The sequence below is a fragment of the Micromonospora sp. NPDC048830 genome, assembly GCF_043198215.1.
Classification (GTDB): Bacteria; Actinomycetota; Actinomycetes; order Mycobacteriales; family Micromonosporaceae; genus Micromonospora.
This window is the reverse complement of sequence record NZ_JBICUP010000004.1, coordinates 92596-112852: the sequence shown is the minus strand read 5'-3', so window position 1 is coordinate 112852 and position 20257 is coordinate 92596. Positions and strand designations below refer to the sequence as shown.

21 protein-coding genes and 1 pseudogene are annotated in these 20257 nt (G+C 75.5%); 13 read left to right on the top strand and 9 right to left on the bottom strand.

The genetic code is table 11. From position 1 onward, the window contains the following. Window positions 1-44 precede the first annotated feature (44 nt). On the bottom strand, window positions 45-962 hold the full coding sequence (locus tag ACGFIZ_RS05870) for an A/G-specific adenine glycosylase (protein ID WP_393416242.1): 918 nt from the start codon (window positions 960-962) through the stop codon (window positions 45-47). A 96-nt stretch (window positions 963-1058) separates the two neighbouring features. Between ACGFIZ_RS05870 and ACGFIZ_RS05865 the strand changes: the two genes are divergently transcribed. From ACGFIZ_RS05865 to ACGFIZ_RS05855, 3 genes are all read left to right on the top strand, one after another. Continuing rightward, entirely contained in the window at window positions 1059-1571 is a 513-nt protein-coding gene (locus ACGFIZ_RS05865) for a glycine cleavage system protein R (protein ID WP_393416240.1), read from the top strand. Continuing rightward, window positions 1568-2128 carry a peptide deformylase gene (locus tag ACGFIZ_RS05860; RefSeq protein ID WP_393416238.1) on the top strand — a complete coding sequence of 187 codons (561 nt, stop codon included), beginning with the start codon at window positions 1568-1570 and terminating at the stop codon, window positions 2126-2128. Before ACGFIZ_RS05865 ends, ACGFIZ_RS05860 begins: the two co-directional genes overlap by 4 nt. 170 nt (window positions 2129-2298) lie before the next feature. Further along, window positions 2299-3036: a hypothetical protein gene (locus tag ACGFIZ_RS05855; RefSeq protein WP_393416236.1), complete on the top strand. Its 738-nt coding sequence runs from the start codon at window positions 2299-2301 to the stop codon at window positions 3034-3036. Window positions 3037-3121: 85 nt separating this feature from the next. Here the strand turns inward: ACGFIZ_RS05855 and disA are convergent, their stop codons facing one another. The 4 genes from disA to ACGFIZ_RS05835 form a co-directional block, all read right to left on the bottom strand. Next, on the bottom strand, window positions 3122-4306 hold the full coding sequence (disA, locus tag ACGFIZ_RS05850) for a DNA integrity scanning diadenylate cyclase DisA (RefSeq protein WP_347666774.1): 1185 nt from the start codon (window positions 4304-4306) through the stop codon (window positions 3122-3124). Window positions 4307-4449: 143 nt separating this feature from the next. Next, on the bottom strand, window positions 4450-5895 hold the full coding sequence (radA, locus tag ACGFIZ_RS05845) for a DNA repair protein RadA (protein ID WP_393416234.1): 1446 nt from the start codon (window positions 5893-5895) through the stop codon (window positions 4450-4452). A gap of 87 nt (window positions 5896-5982) precedes the next feature. Then, the gene (locus tag ACGFIZ_RS05840; protein ID WP_393416232.1) at window positions 5983-6837 is read right to left on the bottom strand and encodes a hypothetical protein; all 855 of its coding nucleotides are present in this window, start codon (window positions 6835-6837) and stop codon (window positions 5983-5985) included. Window positions 6838-6975: 138 nt separating this feature from the next. After that, window positions 6976-7818 (bottom strand): UbiA family prenyltransferase, encoded by an 843-nt coding sequence (locus ACGFIZ_RS05835; protein WP_393416230.1) that lies wholly within the window; start codon window positions 7816-7818, stop codon window positions 6976-6978. Between the two features lie 45 nt (window positions 7819-7863). Here ACGFIZ_RS05835 and ACGFIZ_RS05830 point away from each other — a divergent pair, with 45 nt between their 5' ends. From ACGFIZ_RS05830 to ACGFIZ_RS05815, 4 genes are all read left to right on the top strand, one after another. Beyond that, complete coding sequence (locus ACGFIZ_RS05830; protein WP_393416228.1) at window positions 7864-8643, top strand: methyltransferase domain-containing protein; 780 nt, start codon at window positions 7864-7866, stop codon at window positions 8641-8643. 44 nt (window positions 8644-8687) lie between these two features. After that, complete coding sequence (locus ACGFIZ_RS05825) at window positions 8688-9854, top strand: acyl-CoA dehydrogenase family protein (protein WP_393416226.1); 1167 nt, start codon at window positions 8688-8690, stop codon at window positions 9852-9854. A 217-nt stretch (window positions 9855-10071) separates the two neighbouring features. Continuing rightward, entirely contained in the window at window positions 10072-11121 is a 1050-nt protein-coding gene (locus ACGFIZ_RS05820; protein WP_393416224.1) for a type III polyketide synthase, read from the top strand. Between the two features lie 209 nt (window positions 11122-11330). Further along, the gene (locus ACGFIZ_RS05815; protein ID WP_393416222.1) at window positions 11331-11999 is read left to right on the top strand and encodes a hypothetical protein; all 669 of its coding nucleotides are present in this window, start codon (window positions 11331-11333) and stop codon (window positions 11997-11999) included. Window positions 12000-12135: 136 nt separating this feature from the next. Here the strand turns inward: ACGFIZ_RS05815 and ACGFIZ_RS05810 are convergent, their stop codons facing one another. Further along, complete coding sequence (locus ACGFIZ_RS05810) at window positions 12136-12870, bottom strand: hypothetical protein (protein WP_393416220.1); 735 nt, start codon at window positions 12868-12870, stop codon at window positions 12136-12138. Between the two features lie 328 nt (window positions 12871-13198). On the opposite strand from ACGFIZ_RS05810, the gene ACGFIZ_RS05805 reads away from it, so the two are divergent. Both ACGFIZ_RS05805 and ispD read left to right on the top strand, forming a co-directional pair. Then, complete coding sequence (locus tag ACGFIZ_RS05805) at window positions 13199-13684, top strand: CarD family transcriptional regulator (RefSeq protein ID WP_007073334.1); 486 nt, start codon at window positions 13199-13201, stop codon at window positions 13682-13684. Between the two features lie 54 nt (window positions 13685-13738). Further along, entirely contained in the window at window positions 13739-14443 is a 705-nt protein-coding gene (gene ispD, locus ACGFIZ_RS05800; RefSeq protein WP_393416218.1) for a 2-C-methyl-D-erythritol 4-phosphate cytidylyltransferase, read from the top strand. Between the two features lie 42 nt (window positions 14444-14485). Here ispD and ACGFIZ_RS05795 read toward each other — a convergent pair whose 3' ends face one another. Further along, window positions 14486-15481: a hypothetical protein gene (locus ACGFIZ_RS05795; RefSeq protein WP_393416216.1), complete on the bottom strand. Its 996-nt coding sequence runs from the start codon at window positions 15479-15481 to the stop codon at window positions 14486-14488. Window positions 15482-15856: 375 nt separating this feature from the next. On the opposite strand from ACGFIZ_RS05795, the gene ACGFIZ_RS05790 reads away from it, so the two are divergent. Genes ACGFIZ_RS05790 through ACGFIZ_RS05780 form a run of 3 tightly spaced genes read left to right on the top strand, consistent with a single transcriptional unit; the run spans window position 15857 to window position 18120 of the window. After that, complete coding sequence (locus tag ACGFIZ_RS05790; protein ID WP_393416214.1) at window positions 15857-16594, top strand: response regulator transcription factor; 738 nt, start codon at window positions 15857-15859, stop codon at window positions 16592-16594. A gap of 17 nt (window positions 16595-16611) precedes the next feature. Beyond that, window positions 16612-17097, top strand: coding sequence for a 2-C-methyl-D-erythritol 2,4-cyclodiphosphate synthase (gene ispF / locus ACGFIZ_RS05785; RefSeq protein ID WP_393416452.1), 486 nt, complete (start codon window positions 16612-16614; stop codon window positions 17095-17097). A gap of 9 nt (window positions 17098-17106) precedes the next feature. Beyond that, a complete protein-coding gene (locus ACGFIZ_RS05780; protein ID WP_393416212.1) occupies window positions 17107-18120 on the top strand; it encodes a tetratricopeptide repeat protein in 1014 nt (337 codons plus the stop codon). Between the two features lie 173 nt (window positions 18121-18293). On the opposite strand, the gene ACGFIZ_RS05775 is transcribed toward ACGFIZ_RS05780, so the two are convergent. Continuing rightward, window positions 18294-18482: a helix-turn-helix transcriptional regulator gene (locus ACGFIZ_RS05775; protein ID WP_393416210.1), complete on the bottom strand. Its 189-nt coding sequence runs from the start codon at window positions 18480-18482 to the stop codon at window positions 18294-18296. Window positions 18483-18636: 154 nt separating this feature from the next. Here ACGFIZ_RS05775 and ACGFIZ_RS05770 point away from each other — a divergent pair. Beyond that, window positions 18637-18922, top strand: a pseudogene (locus ACGFIZ_RS05770) (hypothetical protein). Window positions 18923-19025: 103 nt separating this feature from the next. Here the strand turns inward: ACGFIZ_RS05770 and ACGFIZ_RS05765 are convergent. After that, window positions 19026-20222: a homogentisate 1,2-dioxygenase gene (locus ACGFIZ_RS05765; RefSeq protein ID WP_393416208.1), complete on the bottom strand. Its 1197-nt coding sequence runs from the start codon at window positions 20220-20222 to the stop codon at window positions 19026-19028. Window positions 20223-20257 lie beyond the last annotated feature (35 nt).

Here is a 20257-nt window from a genome sequence, read left to right as displayed (position 1 = left end):
TTTCCCGTCCCACGCCCCACGCGCCACAAGGGGTGACGGCGGGGTCAGGCGTCGAGTGAGGGCGGGGGTGCGGGGGGCGGGGGGCCGTCGCCGGTCAGGCGGAACGACGACGCGCCGGCCGGCTCGACCAAGCCGTCCTGCACCAGCCCGGCCAGGGCCCGGGACCGCTGCACGTCGTCGGCCCAGACCTGGTCCAGCCGCTGGTGCGGCACCGGTCCGGTGGCCTCCCGCAGCACGGCCAGCAGCAGCCCGCGTACCTGCCGGTCGGTGCCCGCGTACCGCTGTGGCCGCCGCGTCGGGCCGGCCGGAGCCTCCTGGCCGGACGCCCGCCACGCGCAGACCGCCGCCACGGGGCACACGCCGCAGCGCGGTGACCGGGCTGTGCAGACCACCGCCCCCAGTTCCATGAACGCGGCGCTCGCCAGCGCGGCGGCGGCCGGCTCCTCCGGCAGCAGTTCCTCGCAGGCGACCAGGTCGGCCGGGCGGGTGGCCGGGCCCGCGTCCGGCTCGCCGGCGACCGCCCGGCACACCACCCGCCGTACGTTGGTGTCGACCACCGGGTGCCGCTGGCCGTACGCGAACGCGGCCACCGCCCGGGCCGTGTACGTGCCCACCCCCGGCAGCGCCAGCAGTTGCTCCAGCCGGTCCGGGACCTCGCCGCCGTGCCGCTCCACGATCGCCACCGCGCACTCGCGCAGCCGCACCGCCCGGCGGGGATAGCCCAGCCGCCCCCACATCCGGATCGCCTCGGCGGGCGGGTCCGCGGCCAGCGCCGCAGGCGTGGGCCACCGCTCCAGCCACGCCGTCCAGGCCGGGAGCACCCGCGCCACGGGCGTCTGCTGGAGCATGACCTCGCTGACCAGGATCGCCCACGCGCCCACGCCGGGCTCGCGCCACGGCAGGTCACGGGCGTTCTTCTCGTACCAGCGGCTGACCAGGGCGGCGAAAGTGGGCTCAGACATGGCGCCGCCGATCATGTCACGGGCGAGCTTCCCGCAGGTTGGGCGGGCCGGGCGGGGCACCGCCGAGGTCGGCGCCGGGTCGGGCAGAATGCCCGAATGAACGAGCTAGCGATCACCGTCATCGGCCGGGACCGGCCGGGCATCGTCGCCGACGTCGCCGAGGTGCTCGCCCGGCTCGGCGCGAACCTCACCGACTCGACCATGACCCGGCTGCGGGGCCACTTCGCGATGACGCTGATCTGCGTCGGCCCGGCCGCCGCCGACGTCGAGGCCGCCCTGGCCCCGCTCGCCGCCGACGGTCAGCTCCTGGCCACCGTACGGGCGGTCACCCCCGACGGCGTCGTCGCGCCGACGGGCGAGCCGTACGTGCTCGCGGTGCACGGCGCGGACCGGATGGGCATCGTCGCGACCATGACCCGCGTGCTGGCCGACGCGGGCGGCAACGTCACCGACCTGAGCACCCGGCTCACCGGCTCCCTGTACGTGGTGGTCGCCGAGGTCGAGTTGCCGCCGGGAAGCAGTGACGAGGTGGCCGGCCGGCTGACGCGTGCGGCGGCGGAGCTGGGCGTCGGCGTCAGCCTCCGCCCGGCCGACCCGGACCTGCTGTGACAGCCGGGTACGCGGGCCTCGACGGCTGGACGCCCGATGCGCTGGGCGTGCCCGGCGAGGTGCGCCCGGTGGTCGCCGCGCCCGATCCGGTGCTCAGCCGGCCCGGGCCGGAGGTGGATCCCGCCTCCGCCGAGGTGGTCCAGCTCGCCGCCGACCTGGTCGCCACCATGCGGGTCTCGCCCGGTTGCGTGGGCCTCGCCGCGCCCCAGGTGGGGGTCAGTGCCCGGGTGTTCGCCGTGGACGTCACCGGTCACCCCAAGGCGGTCACCGTGCACGGCGCGTTCGTGCTGTGCAACGCGCGGGTCGTCGAGGCGACCCGGTGGAAGGCGGGGCGGGAGGGCTGCATGTCGGTGCCCGACCTCACCGGCGACGTCAAGCGGGCCAGCCGGCTGGTGGTCGAGGGGGCGCTGCCGGGCAGCGGGGCACCGGTGCGGCTGGTCACCGACGGGTTCGAGGCGCGGGCACTGCAGCACGAGATCGACCACTGCGCCGGCCTGCTCTTCCTGGACCGGGTGGCCGGCGCGCACGCGATCTACCAGCGCAAGGTCTACCTGTGACGGTGTCCCCGCCGCACGCCGGGCGGGCCGGGGCGGTGGCGCGTCCGGCCCGGGGCGAGGCCGCGCGGCGACCGCGGGTGTCGTGAGTGGAGGGTCGCCGGGGTGAGCGGAGGACGGTACGGCGCGTCGCGCCGGCCGAGCACGTGTCGCGCCGTTACGGTGGGGGCATCATGCGTCTGACGGTCGGCCCCCTGCCCCCCGCCGTGTACTGGCGGCGTCGCGCCGTCGTGCTCGGAGCGGGGCTTCTCTTCCTGATTGTCCTGCTCTACTCGTGCAATGCCTCAGGCAACGGCGGCACCACACCGCAGTCGCGGTCGACGCCGACCTCGACGCCGGTGCCGGACGCCTCCGGCGAGCCGGCGTCGCCGGACCCGAGCGGCTCCGTGCTGTCCCCGGAGACCGGCGCACCGCCCGCCGGCGGCTCGGGCGACGAGGCCGGCTCGTCGGGCGACGCCGGCTCGCCCTCCTCCGGGGGCGGGAACGACGCGCCGGCCGTGCCCGCGGCGGACGCCGGCACGTGCACCGACGCCGAGATCTCCGTGACCCCGGCCCCACTGCCCGCGAGGGCGCCGTCGGGCACGGTGGTCGGCCTGCAACTGAAGATCAAGAACAGGTCGGACCGCACGTGCAGCCGGGACGTCGGCGCGGACGTGCAGGAGCTGTTCATCAAGTCGGGCGCGGAGAAGGTCTGGTCCTCCGACACCTGCGGCACCGCCAAGGGCTCCGACGTGCAGTCGTTCACCCCCGGCTTCGAGCGGTCGTACCAGGTGGACTGGAACGGCAAGTACAGCAGCAAGTGCGCGAACGGGATCGCCAGCGGTCAGTTCGTGCCGGCCGGGACGTACCAGGTGTTCGGGCGGCTCGACACCAAGCTGAGCGAGCCGGTCAAGCTCACCATCACGAACTGAACGGCGGGCCCGCCGGACCGGAGGGACCGGATGATCCGCGCGGCTTCCCGGCCGCCGGCGCGTGCCAGTGGCCCCGGCCCGCCGATCAGACGTAACGCTCCAGGATGGATGCTTCGGCGAGCCGGGACAGCCCCTCCCGGACGCCCCGGGCCCGGGCGTCGCCGACGCCCTCGACGGCCTGGAGGTCCTCCACCGTGGCCCCGAGCAGCCGCTGGAGGCTGCCGAAGTGCAGCACCAGCCGGTCGACGATCGCCACCGGCAGCCGGGGCACCTTGGCCAGGAGTCGGAAGCCGCGCGGGCTGACGGCCGCGTCCAGCGCGTCGGAGGCGGACGGGTACCCGATCGCCTTGGCGACCGACACCAGGTCGATCAGCTCGGTGGCGCCGAGCAGGTCCAGCTCGACCAGCGCCTCGTCCAGCGTCCGCGACTTGCGACCGCTGGGGAGGTAGTCCCGGATGACCAGGGTGCGGTCGGCGTCGACGCCGGCCATCAGCTCGTCGAGTTGGAGGGCGAGCAGTCGGCCGTCGGTGCCCAGTTCGACCACGTAGCCGGCGATCTCGTCGGCGATCCGGCGGACCATCTCCAGCCGCTGCACCACCGCCACCGCGTCCCGGACGGTGACCAGGTCCTCGATCTCCAGGGCGGAGAGCGTGCCCGAGACCTCGTCCAGGCGCAGCTTGTAGCGCTCCAGGGTGGCCAGGGCCTGGTTGGCCCGCGACAGGATGGCCGCCGAGTCGTCCAGGACGTGGCGCTGGCCGTTGACGTAGAGGCTGATGATCCGCATCGACTGGCTGACCGAGATGACCGGATAGCCCGTCTGCCGGGCCACCCGCTCGGCGGTGCGGTGCCGGGTGCCGGACTCCTCGGTGGGGATGGACGGGTCCGGCATCAGGTGCACGGCCGCCCGGACGATCCGGGTGCCGTCGCTGGACAGCACGACCGCACCGTCCATCTTGCACAGCTCGCGGACGCGGGTCGCGGAGAACTCGACGTCCAGCGGGAAGCCGCCCGTGCAGATCTGCTCGACCACCTTGTCGTAGCCGAGGACGATCAGCGCGCCCGTCCGCCCGCGCAGGATCCGCTCCAGGCCGTCGCGGAGCGCGGTGCCCGGCGCCATCAGCGCGAGGTTGGCGCGCAACGGGTCGCCACCCGCGCCGCCGACGCTCCCGGTCACGCTGACGCTGATCGGACGGGCGGGCGAGCCCACGGCGCCGGTGCGGGCGTGGGCTGTCGCGCCTGCTGTTCTGCTGGCATCGCGGTCGATCGGCACGGGCACAGTCTACGGACTGTCGTGCGGTGGGTGCTGTCGCGGTTACTGTGATGTGTCACGATGCGACCCGATGGCCGGGCCGGGCGAACCGGCCGCCCTCGTCCCGAATCGCACGGGCGGTCCCGCCGGGCGAACACCGTCGGTCACTCCGCCGACGCGCGGGCGGCACACTGGAGCGCCGAACGCAGATCCGTGACCTCCATCACCCGCATGTTCTCCGGGCCTGCGCCCGTGCTCGCGGGGCCGCACCCGGGCGGGACCAGGGCCATCCGGAAGCCGAGCCGGGCCGCCTCGGCCAGCCGGCGCGGCACCGCGCCGACCCGCCGCACCTCGCCGGTCAGCCCGACCTCGCCGATCGCCACCAGGTGCGGGTCGAGGGCCAGGTTGAGGCCGCCGGAGGCCACGGCGAGGGCGACGGCCAGGTCCGCCGCCGGCTCCACCACCCGGATGCCGCCGACGGTGGCCGCGAAGACCTCCCGGTCGTGCAGGGTCAGCCGCTCGGTGCGGCGCTGGAGGACCGCCAGCACCATCGCGAGCCGCGCGCCGTCGAGCCCCGAGACCGTACGCCGGGGTGAGCCCGCGACCGTCGCCCCGATCAGCGCCTGCACCTCGGTGACCAGGGCCCGCCGCCCCTCCATCGCCACCGTCACGCAGGTGCCGGGCACCGGCTCGGAGTAGCGGGTGAGGAACAGGCCGGACGGGTCGGCGAGGCTGCTGATGCCTCCCTCGTGCATCTCGAAGCAGCCGACCTCGTCGGCGGCGCCGAACCGGTTCTTCACGCCGCGCACCATCCGCAGCGAGGAGTGCTTGTCGCCCTCGAAGTGCAGCACCACGTCGACCAGGTGCTCCAGCACCCGGGGGCCGGCCACCTGGCCGTCCTTGGTCACGTGCCCCACGAGCACCGTGGCGATGCCGCGCTCCTTGGCCACCGCCACCAGGGCGGCGGTGACCGCCCGCACCTGGGTCACCCCGCCGGACACCCCGTCGGTGCCGGCCATGGAGATGGTCTGCACCGAGTCGAGCACCAGCAGCCCCGGCTTGACGGCGTCGAGGTGGCCGAGGACGGCGCCCAGGTCGCTTTCGGCGGCCAGCCAGAGCTGGTCGTGCAGGGCGCCCATCCGCTCGGCGCGCAGCCGCACCTGGCTGACCGACTCCTCCCCGCTGACCACCAGGGACGGGCTGCCGGCGTTGGCCGCCCACTGCTGGGCCACGTCGAGCAGCAGCGTGGACTTGCCGACCCCCGGCTCGCCGGCCAGCAGCACCACCGCGCCGGGCACCAGCCCGCCGCCGAGCACCCGGTCGAGCTCGCTGACCCCGGTGGGCCGGGCCCGTGCCGGGGCGGCACTGACGGTGGCGATCGGGCGGGCCGGCTCGGCCGGCATCCGGGAGCTGACCACCCGCCCGGAGACCGTCGGGCCGGTCACCGTGCACTCGACCACCGAGCCCCACTCGCCGCACTCGGGGCAGCGCCCCACCCACTTGGGCGGCTGGTGGCCGCAGGCGTCGCACTCGTAGGCCGGACGGGGCTCGCGGGCGGCCCGGCCCGTGCCGCGGGGGGTCGCCCGGGAGGTGGATCGAGAGGTTGTCACACCAGGACGCTAGCGTCCCCGTACGACGAAGAACCGCCGGCGTGGCGGGTGCCACGCCGGCGGTTCTGTCGACGTCGGGGGTGCGGGTCAGCCGTGCCCGCCGGCGCCGGCCTCGGTGCCGCCCTCGGCGCCGTGCGCGCCCTCACGCTCGATGATCGGGGAGGCCGGTGGGGCAGGGGTCAGCGGCACGCCGATCGCGGCGGCCGCGCGGATCGTCCTGCCGTTGCCGAAGTCGAAGACCAGGTTGACCGACTCGCCGACGAGCCGCCGCTCGTTCAGCCCGACGAGCTGGAGGAACCGGCCGCCCTGGACGTTGAGCTGCATGTAGCTGTTGGCCGGGATCTCGAAGCGGGCCGGCTCACCGGCGGGCGCGGACGGGCTGGCCGAGGCGTCCTCCGAGGCCGACGGCGACGGCGAGCCGCTCTCGGCCGGGCTGGCCGACCCGGACGCCGAAGCGCTTTCCGACGGCGAGGCGTGCTCGGACGGCGAGGCGTGCTCCGAGGGCGAGGCGTGCTCCGAGGGCGAGGCGTGCTCCGACGGCGAGGCGTGCTCCGACGGCGAGGCGTGCTCCGACGGCGACGCGTGCTCGGACGGCGACGCGCTGGCCGAGGCGGCCGAGCCGCTGGAGATGACGACCTGGCGGGCGCTGTCCGTGGTGACGGTCACCGTCACCGCCTCCGTCGAGTCGTTGTAGATGACGGCGTTGAGCGGGGCGTTGGCCCCGGCCTGGTAGCCGGTCGGCCCCGGGTACTCGACGTAGAGGCCGCGCACCTTGAGCTTGGTGTCCGGGGTCTGGAGGTTGACGCCCTGCACCGACGGCTGCTTGACGGCGGTCTCGGCAATCTGCCCCGAGCCGCAGCCGGAGAGCAGCAGGCCGGCCGCCGCGGCCGTGCCGGCCAGCAGCAGGGCCGCCCGCCGGGATCCCCTGATCGAGCGCGTCACGTCGGTCCTCCTCGTCACGATCCCCACCCGGCGGTTCCCGGGCGCGGTGGCCATACCCGCGCAGACCGGGCTCCAGGGTAGTTGGGGCTGATCGAGGGCCGCACGGGGACCCGGCACCGCCACCTACGCGGGGCCGCCTCAGACCACCCGGCCGCTCGCCACCAGCAGCACCACATCGATCAGGGCCACCAGCATCACCGCCCGGAACACCGCCGTCCCACGTACCCGGGCCGCGTCCCCGCGCCGTTCGGCGTACCAGGTCAGGGGTGGTGCCACGGCGGCGGCCGTGAGCGCCGACAGGCCGGCCCACGACGGCGGCCCGGGCGGCCCGACGACCAGCGTGACCGTTGCCGCCAGCAGCAGCCCGGCGGCGGCGGTCCGGCTGCCGACGGCGCCGAGCCGGTGCGGCAGCCCGCGCACCCCCGTCCGGGCGTCGTCGGCCAGGTCCGGCAGCACGTTCGCGAAGTGCGCGCCGGCGCCGAGCAGGGCGGCGGCGGCCAGCAGCCAGCCCGGTGGGGTGGGCGCGCCGGGCAGGGCCAGCACCACGAAGGCGGGCAGCGCCCCGAACGACACCGCGTACGGCAGCACGGAGACCGGCGTCGACTTCAGCGGCCAGTTGTAGAGCAGCGCGGAGGCCAGGCCCACGGCCACGCAGAGGGTCGCCGCGGGGTTGGTGGCCGCCGCCGCGAGCAGGACCGTGGCCAGGGCGGCGAGTCGCGCCGCCAGGCCGACCGCCCGCCGGCTCACCGCCCCGGTGGCCACCGGCTTGTCGGTACGCCCCACCGCGGCGTCGCGGTCGGCGTCCAGGTGGTCGTTGGACCAGCCCACTGCGAGCTGGCTGGCGAGCACGGTGAGGGCCACGGCGGCCACCCCGGCCGGGCGGTGTCCCACGCCGTGGGCGAGCAGCCCGGCGACCGCGGTGACGGCCGCGGCCGGCTCCGGATGGCTCGCCCTGACCAGCCCTAACACCGTCGTCGACATAAGGGAAGTCTGGTCGTTACCGCCCAGTCGTGCCACGCTCGTCCCATGCGAGAGGGTCCGTCCCCGGTGTCCGCCGTGCCTCGTGTGCTGCCGCCGAACGACCCCCGGCAGTACGACGACCTGGCCGCTGAGTGGTGGCGGCCGGACGGCGCCTTCGCCATGCTGCACTGGCTGGCCCGGGCCCGGGCGGCGCTGGTGCCGCCCGCCGACCGTCCCGGCGCGCTGCTGGTCGACCTTGGCTGCGGCGCCGGGCTGCTCGCCCCGCACCTGGCCGGGAAGGGCTACCGGCACGTCGGGGTGGACGTCACCCGCTCCGCGCTGGCCCAGGCCGCGGCGCACGGGGTGACCGTGGTCAACGCCGACGCCACCGCCGTGCCGCTGGCCGACCGCTGCGCCGACGTGGTCACCGCCGGGGAACTACTGGAGCACGTCCCCGACTGGCCGCGGGCGGTCGCCGAGGCGTGCCGGCTGCTGCGGCCGGGCGGCCTGCTGGTGCTGGACACCCTCAACGACACCGTGTTGAGTCGGCTGCTCGCGGTCGAGATCGGCGAGCGCCTGCCGACCGTGCCCCGGGGCATTCACGACCCACGGTTGTTCGTGGACCACCGGCAGTTGGTCGCCGAGTGCGCGCGGCGCGGCGTGGACCTGCGGGTGCGGGGCGTTCGGCCGGGGCTGCGCGGGACGGTGCGCTGGCTGGCCCGCCGGATGCGGGCCGCTGCCGGGCGGGGCCGTCCACAGTCGACGCCGGCCGGCCCGGCGCCGGAGATCAAGCCGACCTGGTCCACCGCCGTGCTGTACCAGGGGCGCGGCATCCGGCGCGGGTAGCCGGGCCGGGGCGGGGGTAGATGGAACGCCGAGAAGGGGACGGGATGACTGTGCACGCGCTGGAGGCGGCCCGCCGGTTGGCGCCGCGCCTCGCCGCCCGGGCGGCCGAACACGACCGGGACGGCACGTTCCCGGCCGAGGACTTCCGGGACCTGGGCGACGCCGGGCTGTTCGGGCTGATGGTCCCGGCGGAGCTGGGCGGTGCGGGGGCGACGTTCGCGGGGTACGCCGCCGTGGCCACCGAGCTGGCCAGGGGCAACGGCGCGACCGCGCTGGTGTTCAACATGCACGCCTCGGTCACCGGCGCGCTCGGCGCGGTCACCGAGGAGTTGGCCGAGGCCCTCGGCGTACCGGACGAGGCGCTGGCCGCCCGGGACCGGCTGCTCCGCGCCGCGGCCGACGGCGCCTGGTACGCGGTGGCGATGAGCGAGCGCGGCGCGGGCGCCCGGCTCTCCCAGCTCAGCACCGTGTACGAGCCGGTGGACGGCGGCTTCCGGATCAAGGGCAGCAAGACGTTCTGCTCCGGCGCCGGGCACGCCGACGGCTACCTGGTGGCCGCCCGCAGCGCCGCCGACCCGTCGGTGGTCTCCCAGTTCCTGGTGCCGGCCGGGGACGGGCTGACGGTGGAGCCGACCTGGGACTCGCTCGGCATGCGCGCCACCTCCTCCCACGACCTGCACCTCGACGTGACCGTGCCGGCGGACCGGCTGCTCGGCGGCGTGGAGGGCCTGGCCCTGGTGGTCGCCCAGCTCATGCCGCACTGGCTGGTGGCCAGCTACGCGGCCGTCTACGTCGGGGTGGCCCGGGCCGCCGTCGACGCGGCGGCGGAGCACGTGAACGCCCGCAACCTCGCCGGCCTGCCCGCGGTCCGGGCCCGGCTGGGCCGCGCCGACGCGGCGGTGGCGGCGGCCGGGCTGGCCGTCGCGGAGGCGGCCCGCCGGGTCGACGAGGCGCCCGGGGACGCGGACACCAACCGCTGGGTGTGGCGGGCCAAGCTGCTCGCCGGCACCACCGCGGCCGAGGTGGCGGCGTCCATGCTGGAGGCCGCGGGCACCTCGGCGACCCGCCGGGGCCACCCGCTGGAGCGGCTCTACCGGGACGCCCGGTGCGGCTCACTGCACCCGGCCACCTCCGACGTGTGCGCGGACTGGCTGGGCGTCGCCGCGTTGGGCGGTGACCCGGACCGGGACGGCACTGCCCCTCGTTGGTAAGTGCGGGGAACGGGCCGGGTTCGCCCGTCCCGCAGCGCGAACGAAATGCGACGTTGGTGAGTGCGGGGAACGGGCCGGGTTCGCCCGTCCCGCAGCGCGAACGAAATGCGACGTTGGTGAGTGCGAGGAACGGGCCGGGTTCGCCCGTCCCGCAGCGCGAACGAATGCGACGTTGGTGAGTTGGGGAAGCGTGCAGGGGCGGACGAGAGGTGGGAGCGTGGCCGTACCGGTGATCGCGGGCCTGGGCGCGGCGCAGCCGCCGGCGGCTGCGCAGGACGAGCTCTGGGAGGGCTTCTTCTCCCGGCACTTCGCCGGCGCCACCCGGGCGCTGGCCCAACGGATCTTCGCCAACTCCGGGGTGAGCCGGCGGCAGGCGGCCGTCAACCCGTTGCTGGAGGACGTCTCGGACTGGCCGACGGAGCGCCGGATGCGGCGCTACCAGGTGGAGGCGCTGCCGCTGGGCAAGGAGGCGGTCGGCCGGGCGCTGACGGCCGCCGGGCTGGCCGCCGGCGACGTCGGGCTGTTCGTCGTCTGCTCCTGCACCGGGTACGCCACCCCGGGGCTGGACATCCTGCTGGCCCGCGACCTGGGGATGGCCCCGGACACCCAGCGCATGTTCGTCGGCCACATGGGCTGCTACGCCGCCCTGCCGGGACTCGGCGCGGCCGGCGACTTCGTCACCGCCCGGGGGCGTCCCGCGCTGCTGCTCTGCGCGGAGCTGACCAGCCTGCACATCCAGCCCGCCACGGCCCGGGTGGACACCCAGCAGATCGTCTCCCACGCGCTCTTCTCGGACGCCGCCGTCGCCGCCGTGGTCGTCCCCGACGGCCGGGGGTACGCGCTGCGCGAGGTCACCTCGGTCACCGACACGTCGACCGCCGACCACATGACCTGGGACGTCACCGACACCGGGTTCCGGATGGGACTGTCGCCGAAGGTGCCCCAGGTGCTCTCCGCCCACGTCCGGGGCCTGGTCGACGACCTGCTGGCCCGGCACGGCGCCGGCCTGGCCGACGTGGACGGCTGGGCGGTGCACCCGGGTGGGCCGCGCATCCTCAACGTGGTCGAACGCGAGCTGGCCCTGCCGCCGGACGGGCTGGCCGCGTCCCGGGCCACGCTGGACGAGCACGGCAACTGTTCCTCGCCGACGGTGCTGCTGATCCTGGACCGGCTGCTGCGCGCGGGCCGGCCGCCGGGGCGGGTCCTGATGCTCGCGTTCGGCCCCGGCCTGACCCTGTACGCGGCCCTGCTGGAGCGCCGGGACTGACGGCCGGCGGCGGGCGCCGTGCTGCGGGACCGCGAGGGGCGCGTGCTGTGGGACCGCGGCGGGCGTCGTGGTGCGGGACCGGCGGCGGGCGTCGTGGTGCGGGACCGGCGGCGGGCGTCGTGGTGCGGGACCGGCGGCGGGCGCCGTGGTGCGGGACCGCGGCGGGCGCCGTGGTGCGGGACCGGCGGCGGGTGGCTACGCTCGGCGGCGTGGACATCGATGCGGCTGACCGGCTGCGCCTCGGTGTGCTCGCGGGGCTGTCCGCGCTGGCCCTGACCGCCGGGGTGACCTGGTGGAGCGCCCACGCCCCGACGACCGGTCCGTCCGTCCCGCGCGCATCCCAGGACGCGGCGCCCGGCGGCGCGGCGAGCGGCCTGGCCGCCGATGCGGACGCCCCGGGTAGCGGTCTCCGGCGCGGTCTGTTTCGCCGAACGGTTGTCCTCGACGCGGCCACCGGCCGGGTGATCGCCGAGTCCGGCACGGTCCGCTCCTTTCTCGTCGACCCGGCCACCGGCCAGATCGTGAGCGGGCAGGGCAGCCCCGTCGCGGGCGACGGTGGCCCGCGTGGCGGCGCGGGGCAGTTCGGCGGGACGGTCTGGCAGGCTCGGCTGAAGGTGTCGCCCGGCCTGCCTCCACAGCGCCGGGTCGTGACGGTCGCCGGCGGCCCGCACCTGCTCCAGTACCGGTGCGGCGGCCCCGGCGGCCACCTGGTGCTGGAGGTCCGGTCGGGCCGCTCCGAGAGCCGGCGGGTGCGCTGCGACGGGTCTCTCGCCACGCTGTGGGTGAACCCCACGGGCGGTCGGGTAGGCGTTGCCCTCGCCGCCCCGGGCGGCGCCCCGGTCGTGGTCGAGGCGCAGCTCGCGGCCCTGTTCCCCTGAGCCGGTGGTCCACCCCCATGTCGCCGGCCTGGCAGGGTCCGTGGCGTTCGGACACCCCCAGGTCGCCGACATGGTGCTGCCCGACCCGCCCCGACCCGCCCCGACGCGGCCCGACGCGGCCCGACCCCGCCGCGGATCAGGCGGCGAGGCGGGGCAGGTCGGCGCGGTAGTCCTCGGCGGAGCGCAGCTCGGGCACCACGCGCAGCACGGTCCCGCCGCGGTCGACCAGGACGGCGGTCGCCGTGCCGGGGCGCGGCGGCAGGCGCAGGAAGGCGCGCAGGCCGCCGGCCGGGTCGGCGAGCGCGCGTACGGGCGGGCCGACGGAAGCCGCCGTCGGGTCCACCCTGCGGCCGCCGGCCACCGTGACCACGGTCACCCCCGCCGGCGCGAGCGCGGCGGCCTCGGCGACCCGCTCCGGGCAGGCGCACGCGTCCACCAGGACGATCACCGCGGGGAGCAGCGCGCGCAGCGAGACGGCCGTGTTCTCGGCGTCGACCAGCTCCAGCGCGGGCAGCGGCCGGCCGGCCAGGTCGGTCGCCGGCGTCGGGTGCGGCACGACGGTCGGGCGCTCGGCGGTACGCGGCGGACGGCTCCAGGTGACGGCGAACAGCCCGGCGACGGTGGCGAGGACGGCGACCAGGAGGACGACCAGCGGCAGGCCGAGCGGGGGCCGTCCGTTCGGCCGGGGCGGCAGGCCGAGCCGGGCGCGCAACCGGGCCCGGGCGGCCCGTCGGCGTAGCTCGCGCCTGATCCGCTCGGCCTCCTCGGCCAGCGCGGACGCGTCGTCCGGCACGACCACCCGGCCCCACTCGGGCGGCAGGCCCGGGAGGCCCTCGCCGGGGCCGGGGCCGTCTGCGTCAGGCATGCCCATCGGACCCCCTCGAACCGTCTCGGCGCGTGGACAGCGGTTCACCTCCAGCGTCCCGCACCGTCGGCTCCTCCCGCTACACCTGGGCGCGGTTGGCCGGGGCGGGATACCATGGGACGAGCGCATCGCCCGAGAAATCCACGCCCCGATCACCCGTGCCGGGTTGTCATACGGCCATCACGGAGCGTGTTCGATTCATTGGCTTGGCCGCCTGTCAAGCCGAAGAAATACCTCTCACAGGGCCCCTGAGCTGCGCCAACGGTCAGGACAGCGGTGGGACATCGGTGTCTGAGCGTGTTACCCTAGACACAGCGAAAGGGGTTTCGAACCTATGGTTTTCAGTGTCGGCGAGACCGTTGTTTACCCCCACCACGGGGCCGCACTCATCGAGGCAATCGAGACTCGGGTCATCAAGGGCGAGCCTAAGCAGTACCTCGTCCTGAGGGTTGCGCAGGGTGACCTGACGGTCCGGGTGCCCGCTGAGAACGCCGAGATCGTGGGTGTGCGCGAGGTGGTCGGCGAGGAGGGCCTGGGCAAGGTCTTCGACGTCCTCCGGGCTCCGCACACCGAGGAGCCGACCAACTGGTCGCGGCGTTACAAGGCGAATCTGGAGAAGCTGGCCTCGGGCAACCCGCTGAAGGTGGCCGAGGTCGTCCGCGACCTGTGGCGCCGGGAGCGGGAGCGGGGCCTGTCCGCCGGCGAGAAGCGCATGCTCGCCAAGGCCCGCGACATTCTGGTCGGCGAGGTCGCGTTGGCCGAGAAGAGCACCAAGGACGAGGCGGAGACGCTGCTCGACAAGGTGCTGACCGAGGCCTAGTTCCCACAGCACTTTCGTACCCACCCCGAAGCAAAGAAACCCGAGGACCGCGACGTGACCGCGCAGCTCAATCCGCGCGGTGACGTCGCGGTCCTCGTCCCTGCGGCCGGCGCCGGGGTACGCCTCGGCCCGGGCGCGCCCAAGGCCCTGCGCCTGCTCGCCGGCGAGCCGCTGCTGGTGCACGCGGTACGCCGGATCGCCGCCGCCCCGTCCGTGCACACGATCGTGGTGGCCGCCCCGGCCGCCGAGGTCGGGGCGGTCCGTGAACTGCTCGACCCGGTCGCCCCGGCGCTGGTCGTCCCCGGCGGCGCGGAGCGGCAGGCGTCCGTGGCCGCCGCGCTCGCGGCCGTCCCCGCCGGCCCGGAGATCGTCCTGGTCCACGACGCGGCCCGCGCGCTGACCCCGCCCGACCTGGTCGAGTCGGTCGCCGCGGCGGTCCGCTCCGGGCACGATGCGGTGATCCCCGTGCTCCCCGTCGTCGACACGATCAAGGAGGTCGGCGCGGACGAGGTGGTCCTCGGTACGGTCGACCGGTCCGCCCTGCGGGCCGTGCAGACCCCGCAGGGCTTCCGCCGCTCGGTGCTGGCCGCCGCCCACGCCGCGGCCGGCGACCCGCTCACCGACGACGCCGGCCTCGTGGAGAAGCAGGGCGTGCCGGTGGTCTGCGTCCCCGGCTCGGAGTACGCCCTCAAGATCACCCGGCCGTTCGACCTGGCGCTGGCCGAGCACCTGCTGCGCGCGGCACCGCGGTCCGGGTAACCCGCTCCTGCGCGCCCCGCCCGAAGGCTCTCCGCCTCCCGTTCAGCGCCGCAGCCGGGGCAGCGCCGCCTCCGCGATGTCGATCGCGAGGCCCTTCAGGTCGCCGCCGCGCAGTTTGACGCCGGACGCGCCGAGCATCACGTTCAGGGTGTCCTGACCGCCGACCGCGACGTGCAGGCCGGCCCGTCCCTCGAACCACTTGGCGTCCTCGCCGAGCCCGGGCACCTTCTCGCCACCGGAGAACAACGGGCTGTCGATGTGCGTCCGGCCGCCCGGCTGGTACTGGACGTTGATGAATCCGTGGTGCACGGTGACGTACGCGCAGTTGGAGACGTCGCCCCTCATCTCGAACTCGGTGCCCGTGACCTCCACCCCGGCCAGTTCCGCCATCTGGGCCGTGCTGATCAGGCCGCAGACGTCCACCCTTCCGGCCGGGCCGTCCGTCGGGCTCGCCGACCCGGGCGTGCCGGCCGCCGCCGGCCGCGTCGGCGAACCGGCGGCGCAGGTGACGGTGCCGGCGACGTGTGCGGTCTTCCCGGCGTACGCGTTCACCCCGGCGAGGGCGAGGTCCAGCCGCAGGGTGGCACCGTTCACCGCCCCGGCGGGCAACGGCGCGGTGAACGCCGTGTCGAGGTTCACCTCGACGATCACCTGGGGCGGGCCCTGCAACTCGCCGGCCTCGGCCTGGCGCGGGCTCCACACGTTCAGTGCCACTGCCGGCCGCTCCCCGCTGGCGGCCTTCGACTTGACCACGTCCGCGCCCGAGCCACCCTCGAACGGCGGGGTACGCCCCAGCCGGCAGTGCTCGCCGTACGTGTCGGTGATGCCGCCGGTCCACTCCGTCCGGGGCAGGTCGCCGGTGATCACCAGGTCGATCGTCCCGCCACCGCCGCCGAGGTCGACCTCGGCGCCCGCCGAGGCGACGGCGTCGACCGCGTCCCGCGTACCCGGGTCGAGGTCGTCCGGACCGCAACCGGCCACCAGACCGACGGCCGCCAGGGCGACGATCACCGCCCGCAGCGCACTGTTCCGCTCCATGCCGTTCCTTCCTGTCCGCCGGTCCGTCCGGGGTGGACGGCTCCGTCGCGGCCCCCATGGTCGGGGCGGCCGGCCTGGCGCTCCATGTCAGAACGTGCAGCTTCAGCAAGTTGCACGATCGGCGGTCCCTGGCGGGTGGCGGTACCGTGCCGCCGTGAATCTCGACGACGACCTGCGCGCGCTCTACGCCCTGGCGCTGCGCATGCCGGGTGCCGGCCGGGACGAGCTCGCCTGCGCGCTGCGGGCCACCCCGGACCGGGTGGACGCCGATCTGGCCCGCCTCCGCGCGCTCGGCCTGATAACCGGGACGGACGCCACGGTCGAGCCGATGCCGCCCGCCGGCCTGGCCCACCTGCTGCGCTCCGGCCTCGGCGCTTGGGGGAGCGGCTCGCCGCGATCGAGCGGCTGGTCGGCGAGCTCGAGCCGCTCAGCCGCGAGCACGCGGCCGGGCTGCGGGCGGGCGCGGACGCGTGGGCGGTGCGCCTGGTCTCCGGCGTCGACCAGGCATGGGACGTGCCGATCTCGGTCGTGCGGGCCGATCCGCCGATGCGGTCGTACTGCTGCCAGCGGGACCCGCGGGCGTTCGACACAGCGGTGCTGCCGTGGATAGACGACCTGCTGCAGGCCTCCCGCGACGGGCTGGTGGTGATGTCGCTGCTGGTCGAGGCCGCCGTCCTCGACTCGGCGCCGGCCGCCGCCAGCCTGGCCCGCTTCGCCGACGCGGGAATGGCGGTACGCGTCCGGTCCGAGCTGCCCAGCGGCTACTACGTGCTGGGCGAGCACGCCGCCCTGCCGCTGCGCTGGGGCGACGACCTGGCCGGCTCGGCGTACCAGTTCCACCTGGTCCGGTCGCCGGTGCTGGTGGCCGCGCTGGCCAGCCTCTTCATCGAGCTGTGGCGCGGGGCGGTGCCCGTGGGCGGGCCGGCCGCCGACCCGTACCGGCAGGTGGTGACGCTGCTCGCGCAGGGGCTCACCGACGACGCCGTGGCCCGTCGGCTGGGCGTGTCGGTGCGGACGGTGCGGGCCCGGATGGCCCGGGTGGCGACGGAGTTGGGAGCGCGTACCCGGTTCCAGGCGGGTGTGCTGGCCGCCCGGCTCGGCTGGTGCGACTGATCCCGGCGTACCCTCGGATCATGATCGTTCCTCGGGTGGCCGTCGGCACGGACGTGCACGCCTTCGCGCCCGGCCGGCCCTGCTGGGTGGCCGGTCTGCACTGGCCCGACCAGGACGGCCTGGCCGGCCACTCGGACGCCGACGTGGCCGCCCACGCGGCCTGCAACGCGCTGCTCTCCGCCGCCGGCCTCGGCGACCTCGGGTCGAACTTCGGGGTGGCGGAGCCGGAGTGGGCGGGCGCCCCCGGCGTGGCGCTGCTCACCGAGACCGCCCGCCGGGTCCGCACGGCCGGCTTCCAGATCGGCAACGTGTCGGTGCAGGTGGTCGGCAACCGGCCGAAGATCGGGCCGCGCCGGGCCGAGGCCGAGGCGGTGCTGTCGGAGGCGGTCGGCGCCCCGGTCAGCGTCTCCGCGGCCACCACCGACGGCCTGGGCTTCACCGGGCGCGGGGAGGGGCTCGCCGGGATCGCGGTCGCGCTGGTCTACCCGGCTTCCGCCGCCTAGGGCCGCCGCATGTCGAGCGACGCCACCGCCGAGGGCTACCTCCAACGGGCCCAGCTCCTCGCCGACCTGGGCCGGTACGACGAGGCGGCCGGCGAGGTGGGCTTCGCGCTCGCCCTGGAACCGGCGAATCCGGCCGCGCTGACCACCCTGGCCCGGGTGCACCTCGCCGCCCGGCGGCCCGCCGAGGCGCGGGACGCCGCCGACGCGGCCCTGACCGTCGCCCCCGGCACCGTCGGCCCGCTGGTCGTCCGCGGGCTCGCGCTGGCCGACCTCGGCGAGTACGCCGAGTCGGCGCGCACCGCCGAGCAGTTGCTCGTCGCCGGCCCCGACGACGCGTACGCCCAGCGCAGCGCGGCGGCGATCCTCTCCGGAACGCGCAACGGGCAGCCCGCCCTCAACGCCGCCTGGCGGGGTGTGGAGCTGGCCCCGGAGGAGCCGCAGGCGCACCTCGTCCTCGGCCTCGTCGCCGCCCGGCTGCACCTGTACGACCTGGCCGAGCGGGCGTACCGGGAGGCGCTGCGGCTGGACCCGGAGCTGGCCGGGGCGGCCGACGAGCCGGGGGTGGTCCGGCTGGAACGGCGCCGGTACGCCGAGGCGCTGGCGGCGCTGGCGGAGACGGCCCCGGCGGCTCCCGTGCCGGTCGCCGATCCGCGCCGGGGCGCCCCCGACGACCTGCGCCGGCTCGTGCTGTACGGGGCGGGGTGGTCGCTGGTCGGCACCGTCCTGGTGGCGGTCGCGGCGGCGGGCGCGTCCGGCCCGTCCCGGTTCCTCGCGGTGCTGGTGGCGCTCAGCGGGGCGGTGGTGGGCTGGCTGCTGGCGGCCCGGGTGCCGGGGCTGACCCGCACCGTCCTGCCGGACCTGCTGCGCTCGGACCGGTTGCTGGCGCTCGCCGTGTACGGGGTGGCGGCGGCACCCGTCCTGCTGCTGCTCTACGCGGTTGTGGGGACGCCGTGGCCGTTGGTCCTGGCGATCGTGGTTACTGCTGCGGCGGAGTCGGCGGTGTTCTTCCGTACCGTGCGTTGAGGTTGTGGGTGCGGTGGGTTTCGCCGGAGCCCGCCCGCTCCGGGCGGTCAGGCTTGATCCCTCCGCGGGCGGGCTCCGGCGAAAGCCTGACGTGGTCCCGGTCCGCCCGACGCGAGCGGCAGAAACCTTGGTACGAAACTGCCCTCCCAGGGCCGAGGTCTGCCTGCTCCGCTCTAGTCCGTTGCCAGCTCGGGGCGGTGCTGCCTGATCCACGCCTCCACGTCGGACTTCAGCCACACCTTGCCCATCGCCAGAACGGCGATCGGCTCGGGAAAGTTCCGCTGATTGGCAATCACGCTGGCCCGCTGCCGGGACACGTTCCCGAGCATCTCCCGGATCTCGGACACGCCCACCAGCTCCATGGGTTGACGATGGCAGTGCGGCTGTCGTGCCGCTGCGACAACGACGGAGCGCGTTGACAGTGGCAACGGCTTGCGTCAGCATGGAGTGGTGTCGTCATTTGGTGCCTTTGCTGGTCAGGAGCGGCAGCGGCGGGCCGTTCGGCCGCATCTGCCCATGCGGCCGCTGTGGCTGTGCCAGGTCTGTGCGGGGGCCGTGGCCCTGTCAGCCGGCCCGCCTGCTGCTGGTGATGGAGTACCGGCGGGACCGGGTGGGGCTGTCGGTGTACATGGCGGGACTGCTGTTCGAGGCGACCGGCGACCTGGTGCGGCTCAACCCGAACCCGGCGCCGTCGCCCGCCGACCTCTTCGACCGCTTCCTCGCCTGGACGGCCGGGACGCGGGGCGCCCAGGCGAGGAGACACCCGCCCCCGGGTGACCGGCGAGCGGGGGCGGGTGACTAGGGCACTCGTGCGGTGATCGTCTGCTGCTGGGGTGGACGACACGCCGGTGGAAGTACTCCCCAGCAGCAGACGATCACGGGGCGGCGCGCTCCGGGACGCGACGCTAGGCCCGGCGCGCCCAGGTCCAGGCGTACCCCGGGTCCTCGCACTCGTTCGCGGCGTCGCACAGGTCGAGGGGGCGGAACGTGTCGACCATGACCGCCAACTCGTCGAAGAACTCGGCGCCGATCGCCCGCTCGGCCGCGCCCGGCTGCGGCCCGTGGGTGAACCCGGACGGGTGCAGCGAGATGGAGCCCTGCTCGATGCCGGAGCCGCGCCGGGCCTCGTAGTTGCCGCCGGTGTAGAACAGCATCTCGTCGGAGTCGACGTTGTGGTGGTTGTACGGCACCGGGATGGCGTCCGGGTGGTAGTCCACCTTGCGCGGCACGAACGAGCAGACGACGAAGTTGGGGCCCTGGAACGTCTGGTGCACCGGCGGCGGCTGGTGGATCCGGCCGGTGATCGGCTCGAAGTCGTGGATGGAGAACGCCCACGGGTACAGGTGCCCGTCCCAGCCGACCACGTCGAACGGGTGGTTGGCGTAGATGTGACGCGTCCAAGCTGTGCCGCTGCCATCCGGGCGTCCCGCCCGGGACCGGTGGCGGACCAGGACCTCCACGTCCTCGCCGTCGACCAGCAGCGGCGCGTCCGGCCCCCGGACGTCCCGCTCGCAGTACGGCGAGTGTTCCAGGAACTGCCCCCGGACGGAGAGGTAGCGCTTGGGCGGGCCGACGTGCCCGGCGGCCTCGACGGCCAGCAGCCGGACCGGTTCGCCGCCGGTCGGCACGAGCCGGTGGATGGTCGAGGTGGGGATGATGACGTAGTCGCCGGCCACCGCGTCGAGGGCGCCGAACGGCGACTCCACGCGCATCGTGCCCGACTCCAGGTAGAGGCAGTGGTCGCCGGTGGCGTCGCGGAACAGCGGGGACGGCCGGTCGGCCAGCACGTACGCGATCCGGACGTCGTCGTTGGCCAGCAGGTAGCGCCGGCCGAGGATCGGGTCGGCGGCGGTGGAGTCCAGCTTGTGGGTGCGCAGGTGGCGGGGCTTGAGCGGCAGGTTCGGCACGCGGGTGAAGGCGGGCGGGTGGTACTCCTCGGCGGCGACGATCGCCGTCGGGGCGTGGCGGTGGTAGAGCAGGGACGAGTCGGACGAGAAGCCCTCCTGGCCCATCAGCTCCTCGGCGTACAGGCTGCCGTCGGGCTGGCGGAACTGGGTGTGCCGCTTCCGGGGCACCTCGCCGACGCTGCGGTAGTACGGCATGTCACCTCCCGATTCGTCCCGTTCACCGGCCGCTG

What these genes read in the sequence shown, in the direction of transcription:
- ACGFIZ_RS05870 (WP_393416242.1), bottom strand. Translation starts at nt 962, where the DNA reads ATGTCTGAGCCCACTTTCGCCGCCCTGGTCAGCCGCTGGTACGAGAAG.
- ACGFIZ_RS05865 (WP_393416240.1), top strand. Translation starts at nt 1,059, where the DNA reads ATGAACGAGCTAGCGATCACCGTCATCGGCCGGGACCGGCCGGGCATC.
- ACGFIZ_RS05855 (WP_393416236.1), top strand. Translation starts at nt 2,299, where the DNA reads ATGCGTCTGACGGTCGGCCCCCTGCCCCCCGCCGTGTACTGGCGGCGT.
- ACGFIZ_RS05835 (WP_393416230.1), bottom strand. Translation starts at nt 7,818, where the DNA reads ATGTCGACGACGGTGTTAGGGCTGGTCAGGGCGAGCCATCCGGAGCCG.
- ACGFIZ_RS05830 (WP_393416228.1), top strand. Translation starts at nt 7,864, where the DNA reads ATGCGAGAGGGTCCGTCCCCGGTGTCCGCCGTGCCTCGTGTGCTGCCG.
- ACGFIZ_RS05825 (WP_393416226.1), top strand. Translation starts at nt 8,688, where the DNA reads ATGACTGTGCACGCGCTGGAGGCGGCCCGCCGGTTGGCGCCGCGCCTC.
- ACGFIZ_RS05810 (WP_393416220.1), bottom strand. Translation starts at nt 12,870, where the DNA reads ATGGGCATGCCTGACGCAGACGGCCCCGGCCCCGGCGAGGGCCTCCCG.
- ACGFIZ_RS05805 (WP_007073334.1), top strand. Translation starts at nt 13,199, where the DNA reads ATGGTTTTCAGTGTCGGCGAGACCGTTGTTTACCCCCACCACGGGGCC.
- ACGFIZ_RS05795 (WP_393416216.1), bottom strand. Translation starts at nt 15,481, where the DNA reads ATGGAGCGGAACAGTGCGCTGCGGGCGGTGATCGTCGCCCTGGCGGCC.
- ACGFIZ_RS05780 (WP_393416212.1), top strand. Translation starts at nt 17,107, where the DNA reads ATGTCGAGCGACGCCACCGCCGAGGGCTACCTCCAACGGGCCCAGCTC.
- ACGFIZ_RS05775 (WP_393416210.1), bottom strand. Translation starts at nt 18,482, where the DNA reads ATGGAGCTGGTGGGCGTGTCCGAGATCCGGGAGATGCTCGGGAACGTG.
- ACGFIZ_RS05765 (WP_393416208.1), bottom strand. Translation starts at nt 20,222, where the DNA reads ATGCCGTACTACCGCAGCGTCGGCGAGGTGCCCCGGAAGCGGCACACC.